Genomic DNA, 21,337 nt, shown 5'->3' with positions numbered 1-21,337 from the left:
GGTTGCCATGTGCGGAAGACTGTCGCAGTACCGGGGAATCCACGACTTTGTTGCGGCACTGAGCATGCCAAACGCCCAGGCAAACTCGGTGGGTGATCAGCCGATCGAGCGATACAACGTTGCCCCAACGACGCACGTGGCGTTACTACACCTGCAGCGCGACCTGCTGCACGCCGATCCGGTGCGGTGGGGGTGGCGTCCGCATTGGGCAAAAGACAGAGCTGCGCCCATAAATGCGCGCGTCGAGAAGGTAGCCCACGGCCCCTTCTTCCGGGCGATCTGGCCGCACCGGGCAATAACACCCGTAGACAACTGGTTTGAATGGGTGGATGAAGGTGGTCCGAAGAAACAGCCTTATCTGATCCGCAGGCGGGATGGCGCGCCGATCCTATGTGCAGCTATCGGGCAACAACCAGACGCCGATGAAGGACCAGGCGAGCATGACGGCTTTGTGATTATCACCGCCGATAGCGCTGGTGGCATGGTGGACATCCACGACAGGAGACCCGTGGTACTTACGCCCGACCTTGCCCGCGAATGGCTGGATCCGGCAACGCCGAAGGAACGTGCCGAGCAGATTGTGTTGCACCAGGGCGAGCCTTCCGAAACCTTCGAATGGTTCAAGGTCAGCACCGCCGTGGGCAACGTGAGAAATAAGGACGCCAGCTTGATTGAGCCCGTTCCTTAGAACAGCCCCCCGAAGGCATCGGGCTCCCAGTTCATGATCACCAGTTCGCCGCTGACCTCGGACCTACCCTGCCGCTGATTGGTAGTGCTGTACCGAATGTCCACGGTTTCAAAGTGAAACCCGTCAAACACACATCGGATGTCAGGGTGGTCATTGATGCTGACCATCACTTTGCCCTTGCAGCGGCGCATGAAATCGGCCATCCGCTCGTAGTTTTCAAAAGGAAAGTCCGCGCCATAGCCTGCGGTCTGCCAGTAAGGCGGGTCCATGTAGTGGAAGGTATGCGACCGGTCGTACCGCTCCGCGCATTCCAGCCAGCCCAAATTCTCGACGTAGGTACCCGACAGCCGTTGCCAGGCGGCAGACAGGTTCTCCTCGATCCGCAGCAGGTTGATGGTAGGGCCAGTGGTGGCTGTACCGAAAGTCTGCCCGCTGACCTTTCCCGCAAACGCATGGTGCTGCAGGTAGAAAAACCGCGCCGCCCGCTGGATGTCGGTGAGCGTTTCAGGCCTGGTCATCTTCTGCCATTCGAACACCTGGCGGGAGCTGAGCGCCCATTTGAACTGGCGCACAAATTCTTCCAAGTGGTTCTGCACGACGCGGTACAGCGTAACTAGGTCGCCGTTGATGTCGTTGAGGACTTCAACCGGGGCGGCCTGGGGGCGCATGAAGTAAAGCGCGGCGCCGCCGGCAAAGACTTCGACGTAGCATTCATGGGGTGGGAAGAGCGGGATAAGGCGGTCGGCCAGGCGGCGTTTGCCGCCCATCCAAGGGACGATGGGTGTAGACATAGAAGCAAGACCTTTGCTGTATGGATAAACAGTGCTAGGCTCGCTCCGCTTTGTGCACGAAGCAGGAGCCTTGGCTGGACTTGCAGGGATGATCTGCGGGGTCAGTGGTCCGTATGAATGTTGAAGCACTCATATGGACCGCTCTTTTTTCATATAAAACAGTTAGTTAACTCATAGAGTTTCACTTCTCCTCTGCGCTAATTGCATAATCGCGATACTCAGCTAGCATCAATTCGCCATCGCAATAGGAGTTGTAAAATGCCGAACGGTATATTTTCAGTAATTTTCCGATCAAACCGTCCTGATAATGGCGGCGGATTAGTTGTAATCAAAGATGGGTCCGCTAATGGCGGGGATCCTAACTATCTTTATCAGGGTCAAGTTCCGTCGATCTCTGGACCTTTCACTGGCCAATTCACAGTAAGTATGTGGCGGGCTGGCAATACAAATATCACCGGACTCGACAACTACACATTGAATGCGAGTGGCGAAATCAACTATGAAAGAGGAACAATTTCACTATCGGGCACTGTTGAAGGCGCAACTCATATAGTAGTGACTCTTGAAGGCAACAAGATCGCTCCCGCCGTGTAGCAATTCACCTAGGCAGATAACCTAAAAAGGTCATCTGCCCCCATCTATGATGCTTACAAGTCGCTGGAAACTTCTTTCGCATAAAACTGACAGGCCCGCAGGGCGATCAATCCTTGGTCGCCGGCATCGGTGATTCCGATAATTCGTTGAGCATGCGCTGGGTCAAGTTGGGCTCTTGTGGGGCCATGAACCACGCGGCCGGTGGCGGCGGTGGCTGGCACTGAACAGTTGCTGGTGGCATCGGTGGCGGCGAGTACGACTGACAGCCGCAGATCAGCAGTGGCCAGGCGATCACGCAGACGAGCTTGCTTGGTTTGCTCATCGGTCAATTCCTTGTAGTGGGTTTCGTCTTTGTTCTGCAGGCGCTGCTCTAGGGCGAAGCGCTTACCCTGCTCGACGCGCTGCAGGGCGGCAGCGGCCAGGGATAACTCGGCAAGGGTGTCTGCATGGAGCCGCGCCTGATGTTCCAGCAGCTGACCGTACCGCCAGCCTTGAGCGGTCCATGCCGATACAGCAGATCCGGCAGCCAGAATGACCAGCAACAAGCCAACAACGGCCGCTCGGAACTGCGCGGGGATCAGGCCGAGGAAACGCATAATACCTCCGTGGCCCTGTACCACAGCTGCAGCCGCTCTTCGAGGCCGTTGAGCCCGCCATTGATCCGGCGGGTGATGGTGGAGAACTGCTCTCGGTCCGCGAGAGCATTCAACCCGTTCACTGTCCAGAACCACGCTGCAGACTCTGCCGCCCATTGCGGTAGCTCCAGTAGCTCTGGCGTGAGTAGCAATCGCTCATCGCCGAACAGCGCCAGGCTGCAACGTAGGTAGTTGTTGTGACCTGTGATCTGGATCAGCCCACGGCCGCGATACCGTTGGCCGTCACCGTCTGCTGCCGGCGTGTTCCCCAGCTTGGCCGCCAGAGGGCCAGTGTCGTACTTGCTGACGTATTGATCGCTTCCCAGTTCACGCACGTATTGCAGTTGGCCGGACTCATGACCGATCTGCGCGAGGAACGCCGCCTGACGCCTCGGCGTATCGATCTTGCGGTTGGTCATGGCCGCGTTCAGCGCGGATACAAAAACGCCCGCTTGGCGGCGGGCGTTGGGCATGATGCGTTGGAGTTGTTGCTCTGTGATGGACATCGCTTTTTCCCAGACAAAAAAATACCGCTCGATGGCGGCGGATGGTGAAGCTGGTACGGACTCTTACAGTTCCAGGACTTTCACCTCTTTGGACTTTTTCGTTACCTTAGCGGCCGCCTTCGCCTTACCCTTCTTACCTGCGTTACATTCAGCGGTAGTGCTCCAGCCAGACTGGGTGAACACATGCTCCACCGAGTCCACCAGAAACTCACCGTCCAGCCCCTCCTTGAAGCCCAACGCGTTGATCTGCCGCTCGGCAAACAAATCTGTACGTCCGACCATCTCCAGCCGAACCTCTGCGGTGGATCGATTGAAAGCTGCAAGCCGTGCCTTGGCAGCCTGTTCAGCAGCAGACTTATTCGGATGGATATGCCGGTCGGTATGAACCGGCGGCAGCCCAACAGGCGCGTCGTCGTTGTCCAGGGTAAGGTTAACCAGCTCACCAGTTTTCTTGTCCTGATACCTGGCCTTGACGGCTTTCTGCGTGGTTCGGTCGGTGAAGCGGAATTGCCAGCGGCTAACGTCACTACGGCGGATGGTGATCGCTGGCAGATTCTTACCGCTGGCGGTCTGTCCGCTCTGGCGAGGTAGCACTAGCAGCTTGCTGTCAGAGACCTTGGCCGTGCAGTCGTGATCCTTGGCGAGCCGGGTGATGAAGTTGAAGTCCGACTCGTTCATCTGATCAGCCCTGGGCACGACCGTGGCGACAGGGCATTCAGGCTTCCAGCCATTGCGTGCAGCAATGTCGCTGACGATCCTCGACAACGGCACATTTTCCCAACCTCCACTGCGTGTGGTCTTGCCGCTGCCGCGCATGTCGCTGGCCTTGCCACGAATGACTAAGGTGTCGGGTGGGCCGGAGACCTCTATGTCGTCTACCGTGTAGCGCCCCAGGCGGGCCAGTGCCTTGCTGTCATATCCCAGGTAGATCTCAATGGCTGCGCCTTTTTTGGGGAGTGCAACGGCGCCGTCACGGTCATCGATGCGCAGCTCGAATTCGTCCGACTCCATGCCGGGCTTGTCGAGGGTGCGCAGCAACAGCAAACGGTCATTGATCAGCGCTGTTATGTCAGCGCCGTCAGCGACGATCCGAAAGATCGGCTTCAAAAGTAAACCTCCAAAAACAACGAAGCCCCGCACGATGGCAGGGCTTGACCTGGTGTAGCGAAACGCGATTTCAGCTCTCGACTATCAGCTGGTTGTCACTAATTTCAACGTAACTCTGGCACACAGGGCAATCGATCCCTTCAACCTTGGGCTCAATCAAGAGCGTCTGGGTACACACAGGACAGTCCCCGACCTTTTGCTTTTCCCTGAGGCCGGAGGTTTTCCACACAATCGCCACGAATACCCCGGCCGCCATGAACCAACCGACAATCGGGATGAATGCTAAAAGAATGCAAGCGATCAGACCGAAGATAAACCAGTTTGACCGGTAGCTCAGTTCACCCCAAAAACTCCGTTTGACCAGCCGAATCTCGCTGACTCTTTCCATAGAGGACTCCACACATGCAAATAAGCCAAGGAGTCTATCAGCGCGCCGATTTCATGGGCAACGAGCCATCAGTCCCACAACTGCACCTGCTCACCCAAAGGTTCAGGCAAGTCAGGAAAGGTGATCAACAACCCGGTGCGCAACGGCTGCGGCTCATCCGCCAACAACCGATTGGCCGCGAGCACCGCCTCGACCGTGCCATTCAGGTGCCCGTAATGCTGGTAACACAGCGTATCCAGCAGGTCGCCGTCAGACGTTCTGCATATCATCGCCATAGCGTGTGAACTCCAAACTAAAGGTTTGCTTGCGTGGGATCCCGCCAGCCAGCAGTGCGCCCTGCTCTTCCTCCAGGCTGCGCAAGCACCAAGTGCCGAGGACTACGCCGTAGCCGGTGGTCAGGTTCAATGGCAACAGCTGGGCACCGATGGAGCGGAGGGTGTCAAGTTGCTTGAGACCGCCTTTGAACGTGGGGAAGATGGCGCCCTTAAGGTTGAGTTTCTCCTCCCCCATGCCCACGGCCTGTTGCGCCGGTCGACGACTGAGACGCTCTTGCGAGGCCCAGCGGAATTCCGTCTGCCGGCGCAATTCGTCGAACGCCGCCGTGTCCAGGTTGAAGTAGAACGGCTGAGCATTGGTTTGTAGCGGCTGCAGGATCAGTAGGTGCGGGAACGGTTTGACCGCCTCCGCCAGGGGTGTCGCATTTGGCGCCAAGGCACTGGTAGGCAAGATGTTCGCAAGGCTTGGGCTGACCTTACCGGCCATTTGATTGATCGCCGTACTGGCCCGTGCTGCTTGTTCCTTCAGGGTGCCCAGGCGCTCATCAATGGTCGACATTGCGCGCGTTGCCTTGCTGTAAGTCGACAACACCTCGCCGACCTTGGATTGTGCCGCACCGATCCCACGTATCACCCGCTGCAGCTTTTCACCGACACCGGGCGGCACACCAGGAATACTGGACAGTTCATCAGCCGCCCCGGTGATTTCGCCAATGGCGCCGTTCACCGGGCCGATCATGCCGTCGATGCTATGTCGGCCCGCCTCCCCGGCCTGGACCAGGGATTTGAAGCCGGACTGCAGTTGCTCCATGTAAGCCATGACAACTCCTTAAACGTGAGGGGCATCGAACAGGTTGCGCCGCGCCTGCTCCCGGCTGAACTCCTCGAACAGCTGACGCATGTACGGCATCATTTCCTGCGCCAGTTGCCGTGGATCTTTTACGTCGCCCCGCACCGTCACCGGCATGGTTGGGGCAAACGTCCAGGCTTGTTCGACACGCGTCGGCTCTGGCTTCGCTGCAGCACCTGCGCTCAGCAAAGCTGGCACCGCCGCTGACGGAGTAGCCGCCAGTGAACGAGCGACATCCCCCATAAGTGGACCCGTCGCCGGCGTTGGCGCCAACTGAGCAAGTCGCGACATTCCCGGCCCGCTGGATGCCGGCAACAGCAAAGGCGAAGGCCGTGCCAGGCGCTCAATGGGTGTGTCCGGCCCACCGAATGCAGCCTTACCCACCGCGCCGCCCAGCTCGCCGCCGCCCCAACTGCCGAGGAAACCGCCGATCAATCCACCGACTACTGTGCCGATTACCGGTACCACCGAGCCAATCGCGGCGCCCGCTGCAGCACCGGCAAGCGTGCCTGCCAATGTGCCGGCAGCGTTGCCATAGCCCTCGGCTTTCTCGTCGAGGGTTTCGGCGTTTTGATAGGTGTCAGCAGCGATCAACCCCGCCTCGATCAGCGCCATGGGCGCACCGACCTTGGCGAACCCAAGGCCTTTGCCCATCATGGCCTTGGGCGCGAATCTGCTGGCAGCGGCTTCGACAGGGGCTGCGGATGCCGCACTCGCGACAGCTCCGCGACCACCGCGTCCGCGCTTGCCCTTGCCACGGCGCCGCTTCCCTTCCCCACCGTCGACCCCACCAGTACCGCCGGAAGGGTTGGTGACGAACACCCGCTGGATCACATTCGGGTTGCCCATCAGCGACCCACGCCCGATGTTCAACAGACCTTTACCAATCTTGATCGCATTGATCGCAGTGCCCAGGCCCACAACACCGGCCGCCAGCACCGTCGCCCCGCTGATCACCGTTGGAAATTTCCCGGCCAGCTCCCCAAGCCCATACGCCAGCTTCGCCAATCCATCCGCCGCCAGGTCAGTCAGCGGCCGCAATGCATCGCCAATTCGCGTCATCGACGATTCCATACCGGCAGTCGCTGTCGCCCACTTCCGGTTGGAAGTCTCCCGCGCCTTCGCCGCATCCGCCTCGATCTTGGCCTTTCCGTCCGTTTTCTCGATGGTCGTCATGTCGGCCTTGATCCGGTCGCCGTATTTGATCTGTGCAAGCAAACCCGCACTGGCGCTCTGATCGCTGACGATGTTCGCCAGCCCGGCCGCCTCGGTCAGGGCGACCATGGCCTGCTCTTCCTCGGCACTGCCATCCGCCGAAGCCTTGATCTTGGCCTTGAGCGCCTCGATTTTCTTGGCCTTGGCCGGATCCTGTTTCTTGATCAACTGCTCGCTGAGCATGATGAAAGCATCGACCGGGTTGGCAGCCTTGCCGCCTTTGGTCGCGGCAAGGATCGAGCCGGCCAGGTCGTAGCCTTCCTTGGCGAACCGTTCCTGGCTGGTGTTGCTGATCACCGCATTGAGCAGGTTGTTCATGTTGGTGGCTGCCGCTGCAGCGTCCTGGGTTTGCGAGTACTGCGACTGCAGGCTAGCACCGAGGAAGCGCACCGCCTCAGGGCCTTCCATGCCCAGGCGCTTGATATTGCCGAGCATGGCCGGCAAGTACTTGGCCATCTCCTTGGGACCGAACGCACCGATGTCTCCGGCCGCCGCGACCTGGCCCAGCATCGCCGCCATGTCTCCTTGCTTGACCCCAGCTTCCTTGAAGGAGTTGATCAGGGTAGCGATGGTTTCGGGCTCCATGCCCTGGCCGTCGATCAGGTCGGCGATCTGCCCTGCATAGGAGGCGGCCACGTCCCAATCCACGCCCTTCTCGATCAAGGCACCGACCGACTTCGCCAGCAACTGCTGGCTCATGCCCTTCTCTGCCGCAACCTTGCTGATGCTCGCCGCCAGTTCGGCCTCGCCGCCGGTGCCGGCGGTGTGTGCCCACAACGACATCTGGCGGATCTGCGCCTGGTAGTCGCCGGAGATCTTGGTCGGAATCGCCAACGACGCCATGAGCGCTGCCGCTTTGCCGAGGGAGTTCTTCATTCCCTCTTTGCCCTGCTGGATCTGCGTGTGGCCCAAGGCCTTGAGTTCGGCGCCGCGCGCTACCTGGCCGAGGGCCTGGTATTCCTTGCGCAGTTTGCCGACTTCAATGCCCTGCTCTTTCAGGGTTTTGAGGTTTTTTTCAAGCTTGCTCAGCAGGCCGTCAGCCGATACCGCACCGGTGTCGTGGGCTTTCTTCCACTCATCCCGCAGGCGGATGGTGTCGCCGATGGTGCTCTGCAGCACGCGCGCCTTTGTGCCGGTTTCGCCGAGTTTCTTGATGCGGCCTTCAACGTCCTTGAAGGCGGCGCCGACCGTGGAGCTGACGACGCCTCCGATGACTAGGCCGAGCGCCAGGTTGTTTGCCATGAGAACACTCCAGGCAGGGATGCGGGGCTCAGTCCATGAGCCACCAGATCATCGTGGAATAGGGCATGGTCTCGATTTCATTGGCGGCAAATGAATACTGCGTCGCCAAACGTTTCGCGACCTGCTTCTGCAGGGAGGCGTTAAACCCCGCCGTCCTGCACCAGGCGAAAGTAGGCGGCTTGCAGCCGCTGGTAGTCCGTTAGCTTTAGCCCCTCCAGATCCTTGGTACTGGACTCGGACAAGTTGGCCAGGAGGATCGTCTCGCGCTGTTCGTCGTCGCCGTTGGAGGCAGACGACGCGTCACGAACATCTCGAACGGTGGGTGCGCGCAAGGTCAGGCGGTCGATTTTAATGTCGTTGACGTCATAGGCTTTGGACAGCGCGACAACAGCGCCCTCTGTGTCAACGACCAACCAACTGGGCATTTCATCTTTGTTTTCAGGGATACCGACGTCCCGGAGCAAGCTCGAATAGGCGCTCTGCACCCGCGCGTAGTCCGTCAGCTTGAGCCCTTCGACGTCCTTGGTGCCAGCGTCAGACAACGAAGCGAACAGAGTCACCTCGCGCAGCACCACGTCATCACCGCCGAGTGCGTCAGAGGCACGCACGTCGCGCAACGTCGGAGCGCGCAGAGGCAACTGGTCTACCTTCACGCCGTTGACATCGTACGGCCGCGTCAGGGTGATCATCGCGCTATCAGGACCGACCGTGAGCCAGGCAGGCAGCTTTTTCAGTTTTTTCATGGGGTAGGTTTCCGTTACAGGCCCAGGTCGCGGCGGACGCTGGCGAGTTGATCCACACCGTTGATGACCCGCACGCAGTTGACCGGATCGATTTCGTACATCAGCCGACCGCCGACTTCGAGCTTGTAATAGCTGCACGCCACGGCGTACTTGAACTCGGCCGCGTCACCGGCTTTCCAGTCGCCGGGATCTACTTCTTTGAGCATTCCCCGTACGGTGGCGACAACGCCCGTGGTCGCGCCTTTCTGGCCTTTGAAGGAACCACGGAACGTTGCGTTGAATGCGGTCTGGTCGGCCAAGCCGTAAAACTTCATGGCTTCCGGGCGTACACCCTTGCCGGCGAAACTGGCTTCCAGCTTCTCCATGCCTTGGTCCATCTCCACCGGCGCATCCATCCCCCCCGCGCGGTGCTCCTCAGTCTTCAAGGTCATCTTGGGCAGCGTGACGCTGGTGATATCCCCGGCAAAGCTGACGCCGTCGATATGGGCGTTCATGTTGTAGAGCGTTTGCGGAACCATTGGGCGTTCTCCTTAGGTGTTGGTGTCGAGCACTTCGGTAAGCCACTGATTGGTGACCTCGACCCGGAAGTTGGGGTTTTCTGCCGGCGGCACATCGGTGAAACGGATGTTCCAGTACACCTTGCCCTGCTCCAGCTGACTGGCTGTGTTTAAGCCAGGATCGGCAAACACCTCGAAGTTGATCACCGCGCCCTGGTTTTTCAGATCGCGCATGAAATTGCCAAGGCCTTCGGTCACGTCACTGACATAAGTCTTCGTGATCGAGCGGTCGACTGCCCATTTGTGGCCGTAGAGGATCGCGTCCATCACGATGTCCATGGTCCGCACTCTGGTGACGAACGCCCACTTCGGGTCGCTGGAGCAGGTGCGGTTGCCCCACAGGCGGTAGCCGTCATCGCGGATGATCGTGGTGATCTGCGCGTTGTTGAGCAGGTTGGCCCGGCAGGTTTCGTCGCCGTCCAGAAACTCAATGGGGCGACCGGTGCCGGTGACCCCGACGAACTCCTTGTTCGACGGCGAGGCCCAGAAGCCGTATTCCGAATCGGTCCAGGCGAAGAGCCCAGCGACCCAGGCGGAGCTCGGCGCATCGACGGTGGCACTGAGTGCGGTGTCCCAATACTGCACACCAGGGTCGACCAGGAACACGCGTTTGCTGCCGAAGTTTTCGCGGTATTCCATCGCAGCTTCGTCGGTGGTGTTGGGCCCGTCGATGATGGCGAGAGCGCGTAGTTTTTCACTCAGCGCCACCAGCGCCGTAGCAACGGGCAAGGTCGCGGTGTGTTTGGGAGCGGCCAGCAAGCGTGGCTGAGCGTTGAAGCGGCTCTTGCCATCCAGCAGCGCCTGCATGCCGGTACGGGTGCCATTTGCCAACACGCCGCCGATGATGGCAGAGGTCTGCGCGGCGGCGTCCGCCAGCTTCGCCACGCCACAGGCGACGATCACAGCCTTGGAACGTACGTAGATGGCCTGGATCGCTTTGGTGATTGCCGAGTCAGCACCCCATGCGGCGATAGCCTCGCTTTCGCGGGTGATCAGCAGCAACTGATTGGGTAAGGCACTGGCGTCGGGGCCTGGGGTGAAGGTGTCGCAAAGGCCGATGATGGACGACGACGGCACCGCAATGGGCCGCGTGCCTGTATCGACGTTGGTCACGGTGACGCCGTGAAAGAATCCACTTGCACTCATGGTTGAACTCCAGAAACGAGAAAGCCCCGCATATGCGAGGCTGTGGGGTGTTCGGGTTGCGAGAAAGAAAACGCCCCTTCAATGCGGGCCGTTACTTGGACTGATCAGCGATCCAGGCAGGGGCTATGGGGCGGTGACTGGTATTCGGGAAGTCAGGCAATTGTGGCCAATCACGTAGAGCCTGCATGTAAATCAATAGCTCTTTAAACTGACTTGCCGAAAGGGTCGTAGCTAAGTCAATTTCCAGTTGATCACGATGACGATCACGCAGCCACGTCACTTCCAATAACTCAGTATCACGCCATACCCGCTCGATAGCTGTTAAATCAGGTAAAGGAGCTGGACCAGCAGCCAGGACCATCGCTTCATCTTCTGAGATAGCACGAAGCGAATCCGGCGCATCTGCCTCGAGATCAAACGCAAATACCTCACCGACGTCATTCACGAAATACTTCATGAGCTCATCTCCGTCCAAGAGTAAATCGTGTAGTTACCGGGAGGAATTTTGTAGGTCGAGCCAGCAGGGACGGGGGCAGACACAGAAATACTGAAGTTAGCACCTGGAAAGGAAGACCCAACAAAGCTGAAGGTGTCCACGTTAAGCACCGCAGTTTGATTACTTGCCGTACTGGTCAACGCGACGTTAACAAACATGAGCTTGCCCGTCGTATTGGTATACGTAATGTTGATCACCCTGAAAGCTTTTCCGTCAACAATCTTCCTGAGCTGGCTGGTGAGAGCGCTGTCGAGTTGATTTACCCGCGTTTTCAGATCCGCAACGATAGCGTCTCCTTCCTCAAACATAGACGCAATCACCTCCTTGGTGAACGCATCAGTGATTCCGTATCCAGCCAACGTCGTGGGATTCAAACCTGCGATGGCTCGCCCAAACTTATCGACTGTGATCTTGGTATAGGCGCCAGCACTAACTCCGGTGCGCCCTATCACCATTTCAAACACCAGCTCAGTGGTGCCGAGCACAATCGGCGCATCCGTCACCAACTGCCAGACACTGTCACCGTTGTCCGTACCTTTCTCGACGTGGACGAACAAACCCGGCGTCACTTCAACACTGGCGTCCGCGTCCTGCGCTCGCGCCCAGGCGCCGCTGGCAGCCACATAGATGCCGTTGGCTTTGGCCTGTGCCTGGTTCTTCACCAGCACCCGATTGCCCTCAACCACAGCCACGCCATCGATAGTCTGTGGTCCGTTGAGTGCAATCGCCGCAGTGGTGGCTGCCACCACAGAATGCTTGAAATCTTGCCGGTTGACGGCCTCAGTGATTGCCAGATCGACATATTCACGGGTCGCCAGCACCACTGCGGGATCAATCTTCAGCACAATGTTGTTGGTGCTGGAAACGATGAAGTTCATTCGCACAATCTGCGTACGACCTGACCCCTGATCCAGCGCTGGCTTAAAGCTGGGCGCACAGTTCGATACCGCGACCAGGTCTCCGTCCGAATCGTATAAGCCAATCTCACGGATCCACCAGCCGCCGACATCCGCTGGAATCACTTGCTCGGCAATGATTACCGCCGAATTCACCGGATCTACACGCAGCTGATTCAGCGGCGCCCGGCGCTGTTCATTGATCAGCCTAGTCTGAGTCGCGCTGGGGATGGGGTCGGCGCCATTGGCATCTCCAACCCCCAGAGCGGTTAGGTTCCAGGGAATGCCCAAGGCGTTGGCGTTAGCCAGCTTTGCGGCCCCCACGTTGGTGAGGATCGCCATAAATTGCGAGTTGCGATCAATCATGGGTAAACGTCCAGAGTGTCTATGCTGTGTTCGCGCCCGGCCACGCCGATGTAGCCGGTGACTTCGATGTCACGCTGCACGGGTGGGTAGACGTCGATTACGTCGCCTTCGTAGAGGGCGACACCGATGTTTATGGCGCCTTGGGTTTCGAGGCTGATCGCCAAGCCGGTCAACTGTCGGCTGACGGGTTTGGCGTCGTCGATCAGGCGCTCCAGCTCCAGGTACATCTCTTCGGTGATGCCGGTTTCCAGCACGCCGACCTTCAAGGCGAAGGTGCCAGGGATGCCGATCGGAGTGGTCTCCCACCATTCGAGTACCTCGATCAGGTAGCCCAAGGGCTCGACCACCCGCCGCAGCGCACCGATGGTGCCCTTGTGGGCATGCACGAAGAACGCAGAGCGGATGGCCGAGCGCTTAATGGCTTCCGACCATTTGTTATCCCAGCGGTCGACTGACCAAGACCAGGCTAACCACGGCAGCAGTTGCACTGGGCAAGTGTCCGGGTTGTACAGAGTCCGCAGTGGGATCTTGGTTTTCTCGACCAGCGCGGCCTCAATGGCGCGCTCCAACTGAGTGCTGTTCAGAGGAAGCAGACTGGTCATGTCGGCCCCCCAAGGACAACGCTGAAGCCCGTGCAATATGCCGCCTGGAACTTGGTCGGGCTCAGGTCGATCCAGTCACGCAGCTCGACTCGCCCCACGCCACTGATGTGCAACTGCGCGTCGATAGCTGAACGGGCAACCTCCAGTGCCAGGCGCTTACGGGGGTTAATCCAGGCCGCGAGCCGTTTAATGGCCTCGGTGAGGATGGCGTCGTTTTCGGGGCCTGCGCCGATCATGTGCAACACGGCATCGATCCGATACTCCAGGATCTCGGCGCTCTGCACGGTAAGGCGGTCGCCCACCGGGCGGATGTCATCATCGCTGAGCTTGGCGAATACCTGGTCCAGCAGAGGTTGATCGGCCTGGCCGCTGCCAATCAGGCTTAGAACAGTGACCACAACCTCGGCCGGCGCAGGGCTTTCAGCCGTGGCATCCGCCACCAGCGCCGAGGCGTTGCGTGCATGGAAGATGTAGCTGTTGCGCGGGCCCGCCGTGGTCAGCCCTTCGTAAACCAGTTGTATGCGTTCACGCAGGGCGTCGTCCGATTCCCGAACCTCTTCCACCGGTGGAACCGCCAGCAGATTGGCCGGCTGAATAACCAGGCGCTGTAGCTTCACGTTGCCCGCGAGCTGATCCAGATCTTCCTTTTCCGCATACGCCAACATCAGCGCCTTGGCCGCGTCATTGACCCGCGCCCGGTTCTGCATCTTGCCGTAAGCCCCCAATTCCACCAGCTTGACCACCGGGTCGCTCTCCAGCGCCGCTGACCAGTTCTCCCCCATGTAGCCGCGAAAAGCTGCGAGCCCCTCTTGGTACAACGCCTCGTAATCAAGGTTCTCCAGCACCTGGGGCGCCGGCAACGCCGATAAATCCACCGTGCTCATGCCGACACCTCCAGCAGCAGGCGTTCGCCCTGATACTCACCGGTTAATTTGAAGTCGATGCGGCCGCTGACGATGGCAACGACCTGCACCTGTTCCAGCTTCAGCCGCGGCTCCCAGCGCCCCAACGAACGAGCCACCTCAGCCTGTACCGCACTCTTCCAACCGGCGTTAACCGGTAGATCGACAAAGCGCCGGATCAGGCTGCCGTATTCAGGCCGCATACGCCGACTGCCCACGGGCGTGCCGAGAATGTCCCCAACGGACTGTCGGAGATGGTCGTGCCCGGACAACGGTTGGCCGGTGTGGCGATCCATTCCGATCATCGGGATTACTCCTGCTGCAGTTCCGGGTGAGCCTTGAGGAAGGCGAACTGTTCATCGGTGGTGGCCGTCACGCGCGCTTTGCTCACTGCCATGGTGCTGCCATCGGGAAGAACCAGCGTGCGCGAGGTGAAGAGCGTGTCGCGGAACACGCGGCCAGGCCCAGCATCGTCCGGGCTGTCGGGTTTGATCTTGCTCATCAACGGATGCTCCTAAAACGAAAAACCCGCACAAGGCCGGTGTTGGTCAGTGTTTGTGGTTCGGCGTGTTACCGCCGACATCGATGACCTTGCCGGCACTGTTGATGTCGCCGGTGGTATTCAACGTGCCGTTGATCTGCGTAGCGCCGTCGATGGTGAGTGCACCCACCAGATTGATGGTGCCCGATACCAATTGCACGCTGTCCGGTGTCATCTCCCATACCGAACCGCCGACCTTGATGGTGACGGCGCCCGCCGGCAGGTCGATGGTGTAGCTGTGCGCTTGCCAGTCGTAGACCAGTGAGCCCCCATCCTCGAATCGCCAAACCTCAACGTGATCGCGATTGTCCGGCTGGGCGCCTGCATCGCCGTACAGACCGGGAATGAACGTGCCCATCGCCGGCTCGCCGCTGGGACTGATTAATGCGCCCTGCTCGCCCAAGCTGGGCACCCGCCAGTGGCGTGCTTTGCCAGCAGCCTGGCTATGCCAGCGCACCCAGGCGCTGCTCCAATCTCCGGACTTCACACGCACCATGGCGGTGGTCAGATCCACCGCCACAACAACGCAGGGGATCACGGTCGAGGCAATCATCCGGTCGTGCTGGGCAACGGCGTAGCTCATTGCAGATCCCCCGGAGTGATTGGCCCGACGCCCGGCCCCAGGTCAATGACCAGCGAGCCCGGCGGTTCATCCGGCCACGGCCATTCCTCCGCGCCCAGGTAAACCGTTTGGTCCCACTCCACTAGCCAGACGAAATAGCCGTCCAGTTCGGGCTTCGTCCAGTCCTGAGTAGACCGCACAAACACCGCGCAATCGACCTCCAGCCCCCAACTCTGCCCCCGCAGAAGCACAGCCAGTTGGGAAGCCAGCTGCACGGCCTGGCGTTGCGGATCCGCGCTGATCGAGTCGACGATGATCCGCGCCTCAAACTTGCAGGTGAGCGAAGTTTCGCCGGTGCCGGTATCTGTCGCGGGCTCCATCTCAGCCATCTCCAGCAGCACCACTGGCGTGGGAATGCTGGTGTCTGCCGACAGATCCGGCCAGAACGATGCGCCCTGAATCCCCGGCAAGTGCTCCTGCAGGTGCTGCTCGATGGCGTCGTACAGACGGTCGAGGCTGAATGGCTGATCAGGCACGGGCTGTCCCCTTGAGGTACTTCTGCAGTTCAAAGTTGAGTTCTTGTTTCAGGATCTCCAGCAAGCGTTCATCCGCGCGTTTTACCCAGCTGTCGAAGTGGGGTCGAACCTGGTCCAGCGAGACCTTGGCTTTCGCCAGCGGGAAGCGGTTGTCGCTTTCCGCGATGAAGCCAGAGCTGCGCCGCCCCTGCGTGCTGTCGGGGTAGTCCGCCGCATTGAAGTGCTTGCTCGACGTGCGGATCCAGATGTCGGGACCGCTGCCGTAAACCTGCTTGAAAAAAGCCCCCTGGTACCGCCGGCCTGCCACCGATACACCGGCGCGGGTTTGCCGCGCTTTGCCGACCCGGCTGGCCTCGATGGCGTTTACTCCAAACCACAACTTGCCACGCATCGTCCCTCCGCTGACCGGGTAAGCCCGCAGTCTTTGCCGGACGGCGCCAATGGCAATACGCTCCTGCTTGCCCACGGCCCGGGCGATGTGGGTACGCAGCCAGCCCAGCGTCTTGTTGATAGCCCGACGCTGAGCCGCTGCCGCAGCCTTGGGCACCAGTTGACCGAACTCGCGCAAGGCCTGGGAGTGCACCGCCGACGGCTGGATGTTGAGCATCCCGCTGTCGCGCGTTTGATGTACGTAGCTGCCGACACTCATGGGCGCTTCCTCAAAATAAGGGCCACCAGGCCATTGCCATTGGGCTCCAACTGCAAGAGGTCGTAATCGCCGCCGCCGTCCAGTGTCGGCACGTCGACCGTGACCCGTAGACCTTTGCTCAGGCCGTCAGAATCCTTCACGCGGATCTCAAAGCGAGGCTCGCGTATCGCTGTGTGGAGCTTGCCGAAGGCCGGTTGCTTCCACGGTGCCGAGAACATGCCCAGCACCGGCTCGGCGCGGCCTTCGATTTGGGCCTGATCGGCGAGTACGCCGAACACGGTGTCGTCGATATCGTCGATCAGGTCGCGGAAGGCCACGGTTAGAGTTCCAGCAGGATCTGCGCCCGAGGCCGCGTGCACAGATGCAACGGGTTGGACTGCGCTTCACCGGCCACGCCTTTGCCAAACTGCATGGGCTCGATCTTGCTGTAGTAGGGGATGCCCTGAGTGTTCACCGTTTCCATGTAATCGGCCGGCGCGAAGGACGAGATGTACAGGTCAGGTACGCCCTCGGGAATCAGCAGCGCCTTGTCGTCGTGGACGAACGAAATGCCAGCAACCTTGCCGCGATAACGCTCCCAGACGATGCCGCCGAACTCGAAGCTTTCACGGGCATCACCGCGCAGAGCAGCGGCCTGCATGGTGTTGAGATAGGTCTCTTTGACCGAATCGTGCACGATCAGCTTGTTCCAGAAATTCTTGCCGCACATTGCACGGGAGCCCGTGCTGGTGACGCTTCCGAGGGCATCCTCTTGCATATCCAGCGCTTCGCCACATTTGACCCGCAGCTGGGTTTCGGGCGCGTTGAGGCCCATCTTCAGCTTCTGCCGCTCCACGCCGAAGGACTTGTAAATATCCAACAGGACTGTCTTGCCATCGGCATCCAGGACCTGACCATTCAACGCGCCCATGCGTTGGAATTCGTGGGTGGCATCCAACTGGCGGCGGGCTTTCGCCAGGCGCTTGTTGACCACATCCTGCACCGCCTGCAACTCACTGCGGGTGCCGAAGGCGCGGATGCCCTGGATCTCGTCGGCCTTGATGGTGAAGCGTTCCGGCAGGTGCACGGTGTTGAATGGAATCAACGTGCGTTTGGTGCCGCCAACCACTAGGCCGGAGGTACCGCGCTCACCCGCCGGCACCAGGGCCAGTGTGTCGCCGTCTTTCTCGATCTGCACGGTCAGCGTGCTGATGCCCTCTTCGCGAAACAGGCCCAGGCTGCTGATGCGGCCCGGCAGGTATTCCTGGTCATTGATTGCAGCAGTCAGCGACGAGACGCTGAACGCATCGTCTTCAAAAATGGCGATATCGGCCATGGGGTACTCTCCAGAAACGAAAAATCCCGCATTCGGCGGGATGGGTAAACAGAACGAGCGTCTTAGCGGACGATCACGAAATGGGTGGACAGAGCCTTTTCAGCGGCGGGGTCGAGGCCGGTCAAGTGCGCTTCGCTGACCTCGGCCAGACGCACGATGGCACGACCGCGCCGAACAACATCCGACTCGCCCAACGGCCCGTAGAGGATCGCGACGGCGTTCTCAGTGCCGTCCTCGGCGGTCGGCTGATACGGGGCAAACTCGCTGGTGAGGGTGACCAGACCGAGGATCTGGCCCGGATCTAGGGCGACACCGGCGGCGACGTTGATCGCCTCACGGGAAATATTGCCCGCGCCCTCGGACAGCAGGAACTCGCCTGCGTGCATCGATTCAGTTTTCATGCTCTTACTCCTTTCGAGGTTCCGTTCTGAGCCGCCTGACGGGTGTTCCAGATGGCGTGGGTGTCGACCTGCTTGGCTTTGATCGTTGGGGCTGGATCATCATCCAGTGGCAGGCTGCTGTTGATTTCAAAGCCACCGCCGCTGCCCACCAGCTTGTCGAACAGGCGCGCCCTGACGGCGGCTTCGTCCAGGCCCGCGCTGATGAACTCGCCGGTCAGCTCCGGCAGTCGGGCGGCCACACACAAGCCATGCAGCGCTTTGGCCTTGGTCAGCGCCTCCTGGACCACGGCTTCGCTTTCCAGCTTGGTGGTGGCGAGCAATGAATCGACCAGGTTGCTGATACCCGCCGTTGCGCAACCCTGCGTGATCATCAGCGCCAGCTTGGCCGCGTCCAGTACCGGTGCGGGGTCCGCTTCTGGCGGCTCGACTTCCGGCTCTTCATCCAACTGCGCGAGCAGGTCGGCCGGGGCATGCTGGAAACGCTGCAACACGCTGCCCTGGCCCAGGCAAGCTTTGACCTTGAGGCCATCGCCCACCTCATCGGCCAAGCCGAGCGCTACCGCTTCGTTGGCAGTGAGCCAGGTTTCGGCGTCGACCATGCGCCGCAGTTCGGCTTCGTCGATGTCCGGCGCCTTGGATTTGTACGCAGCAATGATCGCTTCCAGTGTCTGGTCCAGCGCATCGGCGACCTTGCGTAAGTCATCGGCATCGCCTGCCGCGTAGGTCCAGGGGTTGTGGATCATCAACATGGCGTTGGCCGCGATCACCACCCTGTGAGCGCCACACACCGCGACACTGGCCGCGCTGGCTGCCAGGGCATCAATGCGCCCGGTGCAGCGTTCGCCCAGGCGCGACAGTGCATTGTGGATCGCCAAGCCGTCGAACAGCTCGCCGCCGACGCTGTTGAACGCGGCGATCACCGGCGACACGCCGTCATCCATAGCGCGCAGATCCTGCACGAACTGGTTAGCGGTGACGCCCCAGGCGCCGATCTCGCCGTAGACGAAGATCTCGATGCTGCGCTGCTCGGCCTCGCCGCTAGCCTGGAAGGTGTACCAGCTTTTGTCGGCGACTTTTACCTGCTTGCCGGCCTTGTCATAGACGCGGGGTTTGGTTTTTTTGCTCATGGTAGTTCCTTGTCATCGATCACCTCGATGGCTTCAAGAGTCGAGTAGTTGAGGCCGAGGCCCGTGGCCCTGGCGAGGTCCGCGGCATTTTCCGTGTCGACCGTTTCCGCGTCGTAGCCGGTACGCAGCACCATCTCGCTGCGCGACGCAAAGCCCGCTTGCACTTCCATCCGCCGCGCCTGTACGTCCTGAACCGGCTGGATGTAGGCCCAGCCTTGCGGTACCCAACGCGTACGCAAGTATTCCCGTCGGCGTTGCGCGTAGTCCTCCAGAACCAGGGCGCCGGACAACACCGCCATGTCCATCCAGGCAGCACGTACCGGGCGACACAGCTGATGCACATACACGCCGAATTGCAGTTGCTCCAGGCGCCGCCGGAACTCGTTGAGCACCACCCGCAGCGCCCGGTCGTTGACCTCCCGCATATCGCCGGTGAGGATCTCGTAAGGCGTTCCCGACCCTGCCGCCGCAGCCATCAGCTGCTGACGCATGAAGTCCGGGTAGTTGTTGCCGGCGTCCGGTGGTTTGGAGAACTCCACCTCTTCACCTGGCCCCAGTTCCTGCATGGTGCCGGGCTCCAGGGCGACCATCGGTGTGAAACCGTCGCGGTCAGTGGTCAACAACTGCCCCGTGACAGGGTCACGCGGTTGCTGCCCCATCTCCGGTGATGGCCGCTTGATGAAACCGGCGAACAGGTTCGCCACTTCCTGGCGGAACAGCACCGCGTCGTCGTAGTTATCCAGGCTGCGCAAGCGCTTCAAGACTGGCGCCAGACGCGGCACCCCGCGCAACTGCCCCGGCTCCATCGGTTCGAAGATGTGCAACACCTGCGCCGCCGGCACACGCACCAGCTGGTTATAGCCCGCGTTCGACGACGACGAATCCCGTGGGTGCGACAGGTACATCCAATACGCCACGCGCTTGCCGGCTGGGTTGAACTCGATCCCGGCGCGGATCACGTTGCCGTTTTTGGCGGTCTCGAACTTGTCGTGAGGGACAAACTCCGGGGCCAGCGCCTGCAGCTGCAGCGGCACCGCCAAGCCTTCGCTCGGGCTACGCGGTCGGAGCCGCACAAAGCACTCGCCGGCCGTTTCAACGGTGCGCGCCACCAGGGCCTGCATGCCGTAGAAGTCGGTCAGCTCATCGGCGTCGGCCTCATCCACCCAGTCGTCCCACAGCTGCTGCTTGAGCTTGCGCAGCGCGGCGTCGTCCGTGGTCGGCCTGGGCGTGATGCCCGTGCCGATCAGGTTGCTGACGCGCTTGTCGATGACGTTGAACGCGTACGGGTCATTGCGCACCGCCGCCCGCGAACGCGCCCGCAGGTTGCGCAGGGCCGGGGTATTGATGCTGTTAATGCCGTCATCGGTGGCTTCCCAACTGGCCGAGCGACGGCCCTCCCCGGCGCCTTCGTAACTGGCCTTGATATTCGACGGCAGCAAGAATCCGTTACGTGTCAGCGTCGGATAATGTCGGGCCATTAGATTCCCTTGCCTCCGTGGGTAAGCCGGATCACGCGAGAGCGGGGCCCGGCGGCTTGGCTCAGCGACGTGCGGATCTCGTCACGAGCCTTGAGCAGTTCGTCGATGGAGCGGTACTCCACCGTGCGGTCGCTGTAGCGCACGGTTTTTTCACCGCGTGCAATGGCGCGCTCGATGGCTTCGAGGTGTTTGGGAGTAAAGGACATTGGTGGCAACCCTAAACGTGATGGCGGTGAGTCAACGTTCTAGATATTCTGAAAAAACGTGACCAGAAGGAGTTGATTCGAAGTGACAACACAAAACATCAAGCGGTTTGATGAATACACCGGGCAAATTTTCGCCTACCTTTATCAAAGCTTCCCGGTACCTACATCGATAGTCCCGCGCGAGTTTGTCGACCTAGAAACCGACGGCCTAGCTGCCAATAAGGACGACGATATCAATGAAGAGATACGTATCTTCTTAGCTACAGCGAGATGGCTTGTGATGTCTGGCTACATTCACTGCCGAGAAGAAAGACTGAGTTACATCCGGGAAGCCGTACTAACTGCAAAGGGTCTAGAAATCTTAAAACGCACACCATCCAGCGTTGAGGGTGGCCCTTCCTTCGGAGACCGGTTGAGCAAAGCTGCAAAAGAGGAAGGCCGGGAAACGATGCGTTCATTAGTTTCAGAAGTACTAGGTCTCGGGGCGAAGTTGATCAGCCCACTCGTAGGTCTATCTTCTTGA

General features: G+C 60.2%; 28 protein-coding genes and 2 pseudogenes. 3 read left to right on the top strand and 27 right to left on the bottom strand.

Translation table 11 applies throughout. The annotated features are described in order from the left end of the window. Nucleotides 1-7 precede the first annotated feature (7 nt). Complete coding sequence (locus WBR57_RS05975) at nucleotides 8-688, top strand: SOS response-associated peptidase family protein (RefSeq protein ID WP_424083025.1); 681 nt, start codon at nucleotides 8-10, stop codon at nucleotides 686-688. Here WBR57_RS05975 and WBR57_RS05970 read toward each other — a convergent pair. Further along, complete coding sequence (locus WBR57_RS05970) at nucleotides 685-1,479, bottom strand: DNA adenine methylase (RefSeq protein ID WP_424083023.1); 795 nt, start codon at nucleotides 1,477-1,479, stop codon at nucleotides 685-687. The genes WBR57_RS05975 and WBR57_RS05970 overlap by 4 nt on opposite strands. 258 nt (nucleotides 1,480-1,737) lie before the next feature. Here WBR57_RS05970 and WBR57_RS05965 point away from each other — a divergent pair, with 258 nt between their 5' ends. Next, on the top strand, nucleotides 1,738-2,073 hold the full coding sequence (locus WBR57_RS05965) for a GrlR family regulatory protein (RefSeq protein WP_424083021.1): 336 nt from the start codon (nucleotides 1,738-1,740) through the stop codon (nucleotides 2,071-2,073). A gap of 53 nt (nucleotides 2,074-2,126) precedes the next feature. Here WBR57_RS05965 and WBR57_RS05960 read toward each other — a convergent pair whose 3' ends face one another. The 26 genes and pseudogenes from WBR57_RS05960 to WBR57_RS05835 all read right to left on the bottom strand — a co-directional run bounded on the left by WBR57_RS05960 (nucleotide 2,127) and on the right by WBR57_RS05835 (nucleotide 20,814). Next, nucleotides 2,127-2,669, bottom strand: a complete 543-nt coding sequence (locus WBR57_RS05960; protein WP_424083019.1) for a lysis protein — start codon at nucleotides 2,667-2,669, stop codon at nucleotides 2,127-2,129. Further along, nucleotides 2,651-3,214: a glycoside hydrolase family 19 protein gene (locus WBR57_RS05955; RefSeq protein WP_424083017.1), complete on the bottom strand. Its 564-nt coding sequence runs from the start codon at nucleotides 3,212-3,214 to the stop codon at nucleotides 2,651-2,653. The genes WBR57_RS05960 and WBR57_RS05955 overlap by 19 nt, the downstream gene beginning before the upstream one ends. Before the next feature lie 63 nt (nucleotides 3,215-3,277). Next, nucleotides 3,278-4,321, bottom strand: a complete 1,044-nt coding sequence (locus WBR57_RS05950; RefSeq protein ID WP_424083015.1) for a phage late control D family protein — start codon at nucleotides 4,319-4,321, stop codon at nucleotides 3,278-3,280. Between the two features lie 70 nt (nucleotides 4,322-4,391). Next, on the bottom strand, nucleotides 4,392-4,709 hold the full coding sequence (locus tag WBR57_RS05945; protein ID WP_424083013.1) for a hypothetical protein: 318 nt from the start codon (nucleotides 4,707-4,709) through the stop codon (nucleotides 4,392-4,394). Nucleotides 4,710-4,777: 68 nt separating this feature from the next. Then, nucleotides 4,778-4,984, bottom strand: a complete 207-nt coding sequence (locus tag WBR57_RS05940) for a tail protein X (protein ID WP_424083011.1) — start codon at nucleotides 4,982-4,984, stop codon at nucleotides 4,778-4,780. Beyond that, the gene (locus WBR57_RS05935) at nucleotides 4,959-5,804 is read right to left on the bottom strand and encodes a phage tail protein (RefSeq protein ID WP_424083009.1); all 846 of its coding nucleotides are present in this window, start codon (nucleotides 5,802-5,804) and stop codon (nucleotides 4,959-4,961) included. Before WBR57_RS05935 ends, WBR57_RS05940 begins: the two co-directional genes overlap by 26 nt. Before the next feature lie 9 nt (nucleotides 5,805-5,813). Then, nucleotides 5,814-8,291, bottom strand: a complete 2,478-nt coding sequence (locus WBR57_RS05930; protein ID WP_424083007.1) for a phage tail tape measure protein — start codon at nucleotides 8,289-8,291, stop codon at nucleotides 5,814-5,816. A gap of 140 nt (nucleotides 8,292-8,431) precedes the next feature. Further along, nucleotides 8,432-8,716, bottom strand: coding sequence for a phage tail assembly protein (locus WBR57_RS05925; protein WP_424083054.1), 285 nt, complete (start codon nucleotides 8,714-8,716; stop codon nucleotides 8,432-8,434). Nucleotides 8,717-8,761: 45 nt separating this feature from the next. Beyond that, nucleotides 8,762-8,980: pseudogene (locus WBR57_RS05920) on the bottom strand (phage tail assembly protein); the annotation flags it as partial. A gap of 68 nt (nucleotides 8,981-9,048) precedes the next feature. Beyond that, nucleotides 9,049-9,552: a phage major tail tube protein gene (locus WBR57_RS05915; protein WP_424083005.1), complete on the bottom strand. Its 504-nt coding sequence runs from the start codon at nucleotides 9,550-9,552 to the stop codon at nucleotides 9,049-9,051. 12 nt (nucleotides 9,553-9,564) lie between these two features. Beyond that, complete coding sequence (locus WBR57_RS05910; RefSeq protein ID WP_424083003.1) at nucleotides 9,565-10,737, bottom strand: phage tail sheath subtilisin-like domain-containing protein; 1,173 nt, start codon at nucleotides 10,735-10,737, stop codon at nucleotides 9,565-9,567. A 91-nt stretch (nucleotides 10,738-10,828) separates the two neighbouring features. Then, nucleotides 10,829-11,194 carry a phage tail assembly chaperone gene (locus WBR57_RS05905; protein ID WP_424083001.1) on the bottom strand — a complete coding sequence of 122 codons (366 nt, stop codon included), beginning with the start codon at nucleotides 11,192-11,194 and terminating at the stop codon, nucleotides 10,829-10,831. 488 nt (nucleotides 11,195-11,682) lie between these two features. Continuing rightward, a pseudogene (locus WBR57_RS05900) lies at nucleotides 11,683-12,495 on the bottom strand (phage tail protein); the annotation flags it as partial. Next, entirely contained in the window at nucleotides 12,492-13,097 is a 606-nt protein-coding gene (locus WBR57_RS05895; protein ID WP_424082999.1) for a phage tail protein I, read from the bottom strand. The pseudogene WBR57_RS05900 and the gene WBR57_RS05895, both read right to left, overlap by 4 nt. Continuing rightward, nucleotides 13,094-13,981 (bottom strand): baseplate assembly protein, encoded by an 888-nt coding sequence (locus WBR57_RS05890; protein WP_424082997.1) that lies wholly within the window; start codon nucleotides 13,979-13,981, stop codon nucleotides 13,094-13,096. Before WBR57_RS05890 ends, WBR57_RS05895 begins: the two co-directional genes overlap by 4 nt. Further along, nucleotides 13,978-14,304 carry a GPW/gp25 family protein gene (locus WBR57_RS05885; protein WP_424082995.1) on the bottom strand — a complete coding sequence of 109 codons (327 nt, stop codon included), beginning with the start codon at nucleotides 14,302-14,304 and terminating at the stop codon, nucleotides 13,978-13,980. The genes WBR57_RS05890 and WBR57_RS05885 overlap by 4 nt, the downstream gene beginning before the upstream one ends. 5 nt (nucleotides 14,305-14,309) lie before the next feature. Continuing rightward, complete coding sequence (locus WBR57_RS05880; RefSeq protein ID WP_424082994.1) at nucleotides 14,310-14,501, bottom strand: hypothetical protein; 192 nt, start codon at nucleotides 14,499-14,501, stop codon at nucleotides 14,310-14,312. A gap of 46 nt (nucleotides 14,502-14,547) precedes the next feature. Then, on the bottom strand, nucleotides 14,548-15,123 hold the full coding sequence (locus WBR57_RS05875; protein WP_424082992.1) for a phage baseplate assembly protein V: 576 nt from the start codon (nucleotides 15,121-15,123) through the stop codon (nucleotides 14,548-14,550). Then, nucleotides 15,120-15,638 carry a hypothetical protein gene (locus WBR57_RS05870; protein ID WP_424082990.1) on the bottom strand — a complete coding sequence of 173 codons (519 nt, stop codon included), beginning with the start codon at nucleotides 15,636-15,638 and terminating at the stop codon, nucleotides 15,120-15,122. The genes WBR57_RS05875 and WBR57_RS05870 overlap by 4 nt, the downstream gene beginning before the upstream one ends. After that, on the bottom strand, nucleotides 15,631-16,287 hold the full coding sequence (locus WBR57_RS05865; RefSeq protein ID WP_424082988.1) for a phage tail protein: 657 nt from the start codon (nucleotides 16,285-16,287) through the stop codon (nucleotides 15,631-15,633). Before WBR57_RS05865 ends, WBR57_RS05870 begins: the two co-directional genes overlap by 8 nt. Beyond that, the gene (locus WBR57_RS05860) at nucleotides 16,284-16,604 is read right to left on the bottom strand and encodes a head-tail joining protein (protein ID WP_424082986.1); all 321 of its coding nucleotides are present in this window, start codon (nucleotides 16,602-16,604) and stop codon (nucleotides 16,284-16,286) included. Before WBR57_RS05860 ends, WBR57_RS05865 begins: the two co-directional genes overlap by 4 nt. Nucleotides 16,605-16,606: 2 nt before the next feature. Further along, nucleotides 16,607-17,602: a major capsid protein gene (locus WBR57_RS05855; protein WP_424082984.1), complete on the bottom strand. Its 996-nt coding sequence runs from the start codon at nucleotides 17,600-17,602 to the stop codon at nucleotides 16,607-16,609. Between the two features lie 62 nt (nucleotides 17,603-17,664). Further along, nucleotides 17,665-18,003, bottom strand: coding sequence for a head decoration protein (locus WBR57_RS05850; RefSeq protein ID WP_424082982.1), 339 nt, complete (start codon nucleotides 18,001-18,003; stop codon nucleotides 17,665-17,667). Next, a complete protein-coding gene (locus WBR57_RS05845; RefSeq protein WP_424082980.1) occupies nucleotides 18,000-19,130 on the bottom strand; it encodes a head maturation protease, ClpP-related in 1,131 nt (376 codons plus the stop codon). Before WBR57_RS05845 ends, WBR57_RS05850 begins: the two co-directional genes overlap by 4 nt. After that, complete coding sequence (locus tag WBR57_RS05840) at nucleotides 19,127-20,608, bottom strand: phage portal protein (protein WP_424082978.1); 1,482 nt, start codon at nucleotides 20,606-20,608, stop codon at nucleotides 19,127-19,129. Before WBR57_RS05840 ends, WBR57_RS05845 begins: the two co-directional genes overlap by 4 nt. Next, a complete protein-coding gene (locus tag WBR57_RS05835) occupies nucleotides 20,608-20,814 on the bottom strand; it encodes a phage head-tail joining protein (RefSeq protein WP_032889620.1) in 207 nt (68 codons plus the stop codon). Before WBR57_RS05835 ends, WBR57_RS05840 begins: the two co-directional genes overlap by 1 nt. Nucleotides 20,815-20,896: 82 nt before the next feature. On the opposite strand from WBR57_RS05835, the gene WBR57_RS05830 reads away from it, so the two are divergent. Then, entirely contained in the window at nucleotides 20,897-21,337 is a 441-nt protein-coding gene (locus WBR57_RS05830) for a hypothetical protein (protein ID WP_424082976.1), read from the top strand.

Origin of the sequence: Pseudomonas sp. (assembly GCF_049590575.1) — a bacterium.
In the GTDB taxonomy this organism is placed as follows: domain Bacteria; phylum Pseudomonadota; class Gammaproteobacteria; order Pseudomonadales; family Pseudomonadaceae; genus Aquipseudomonas.
Note: the sequence above shows the minus strand (reverse complement) of the source record. Positions and strands in the feature narration are given on the sequence as shown.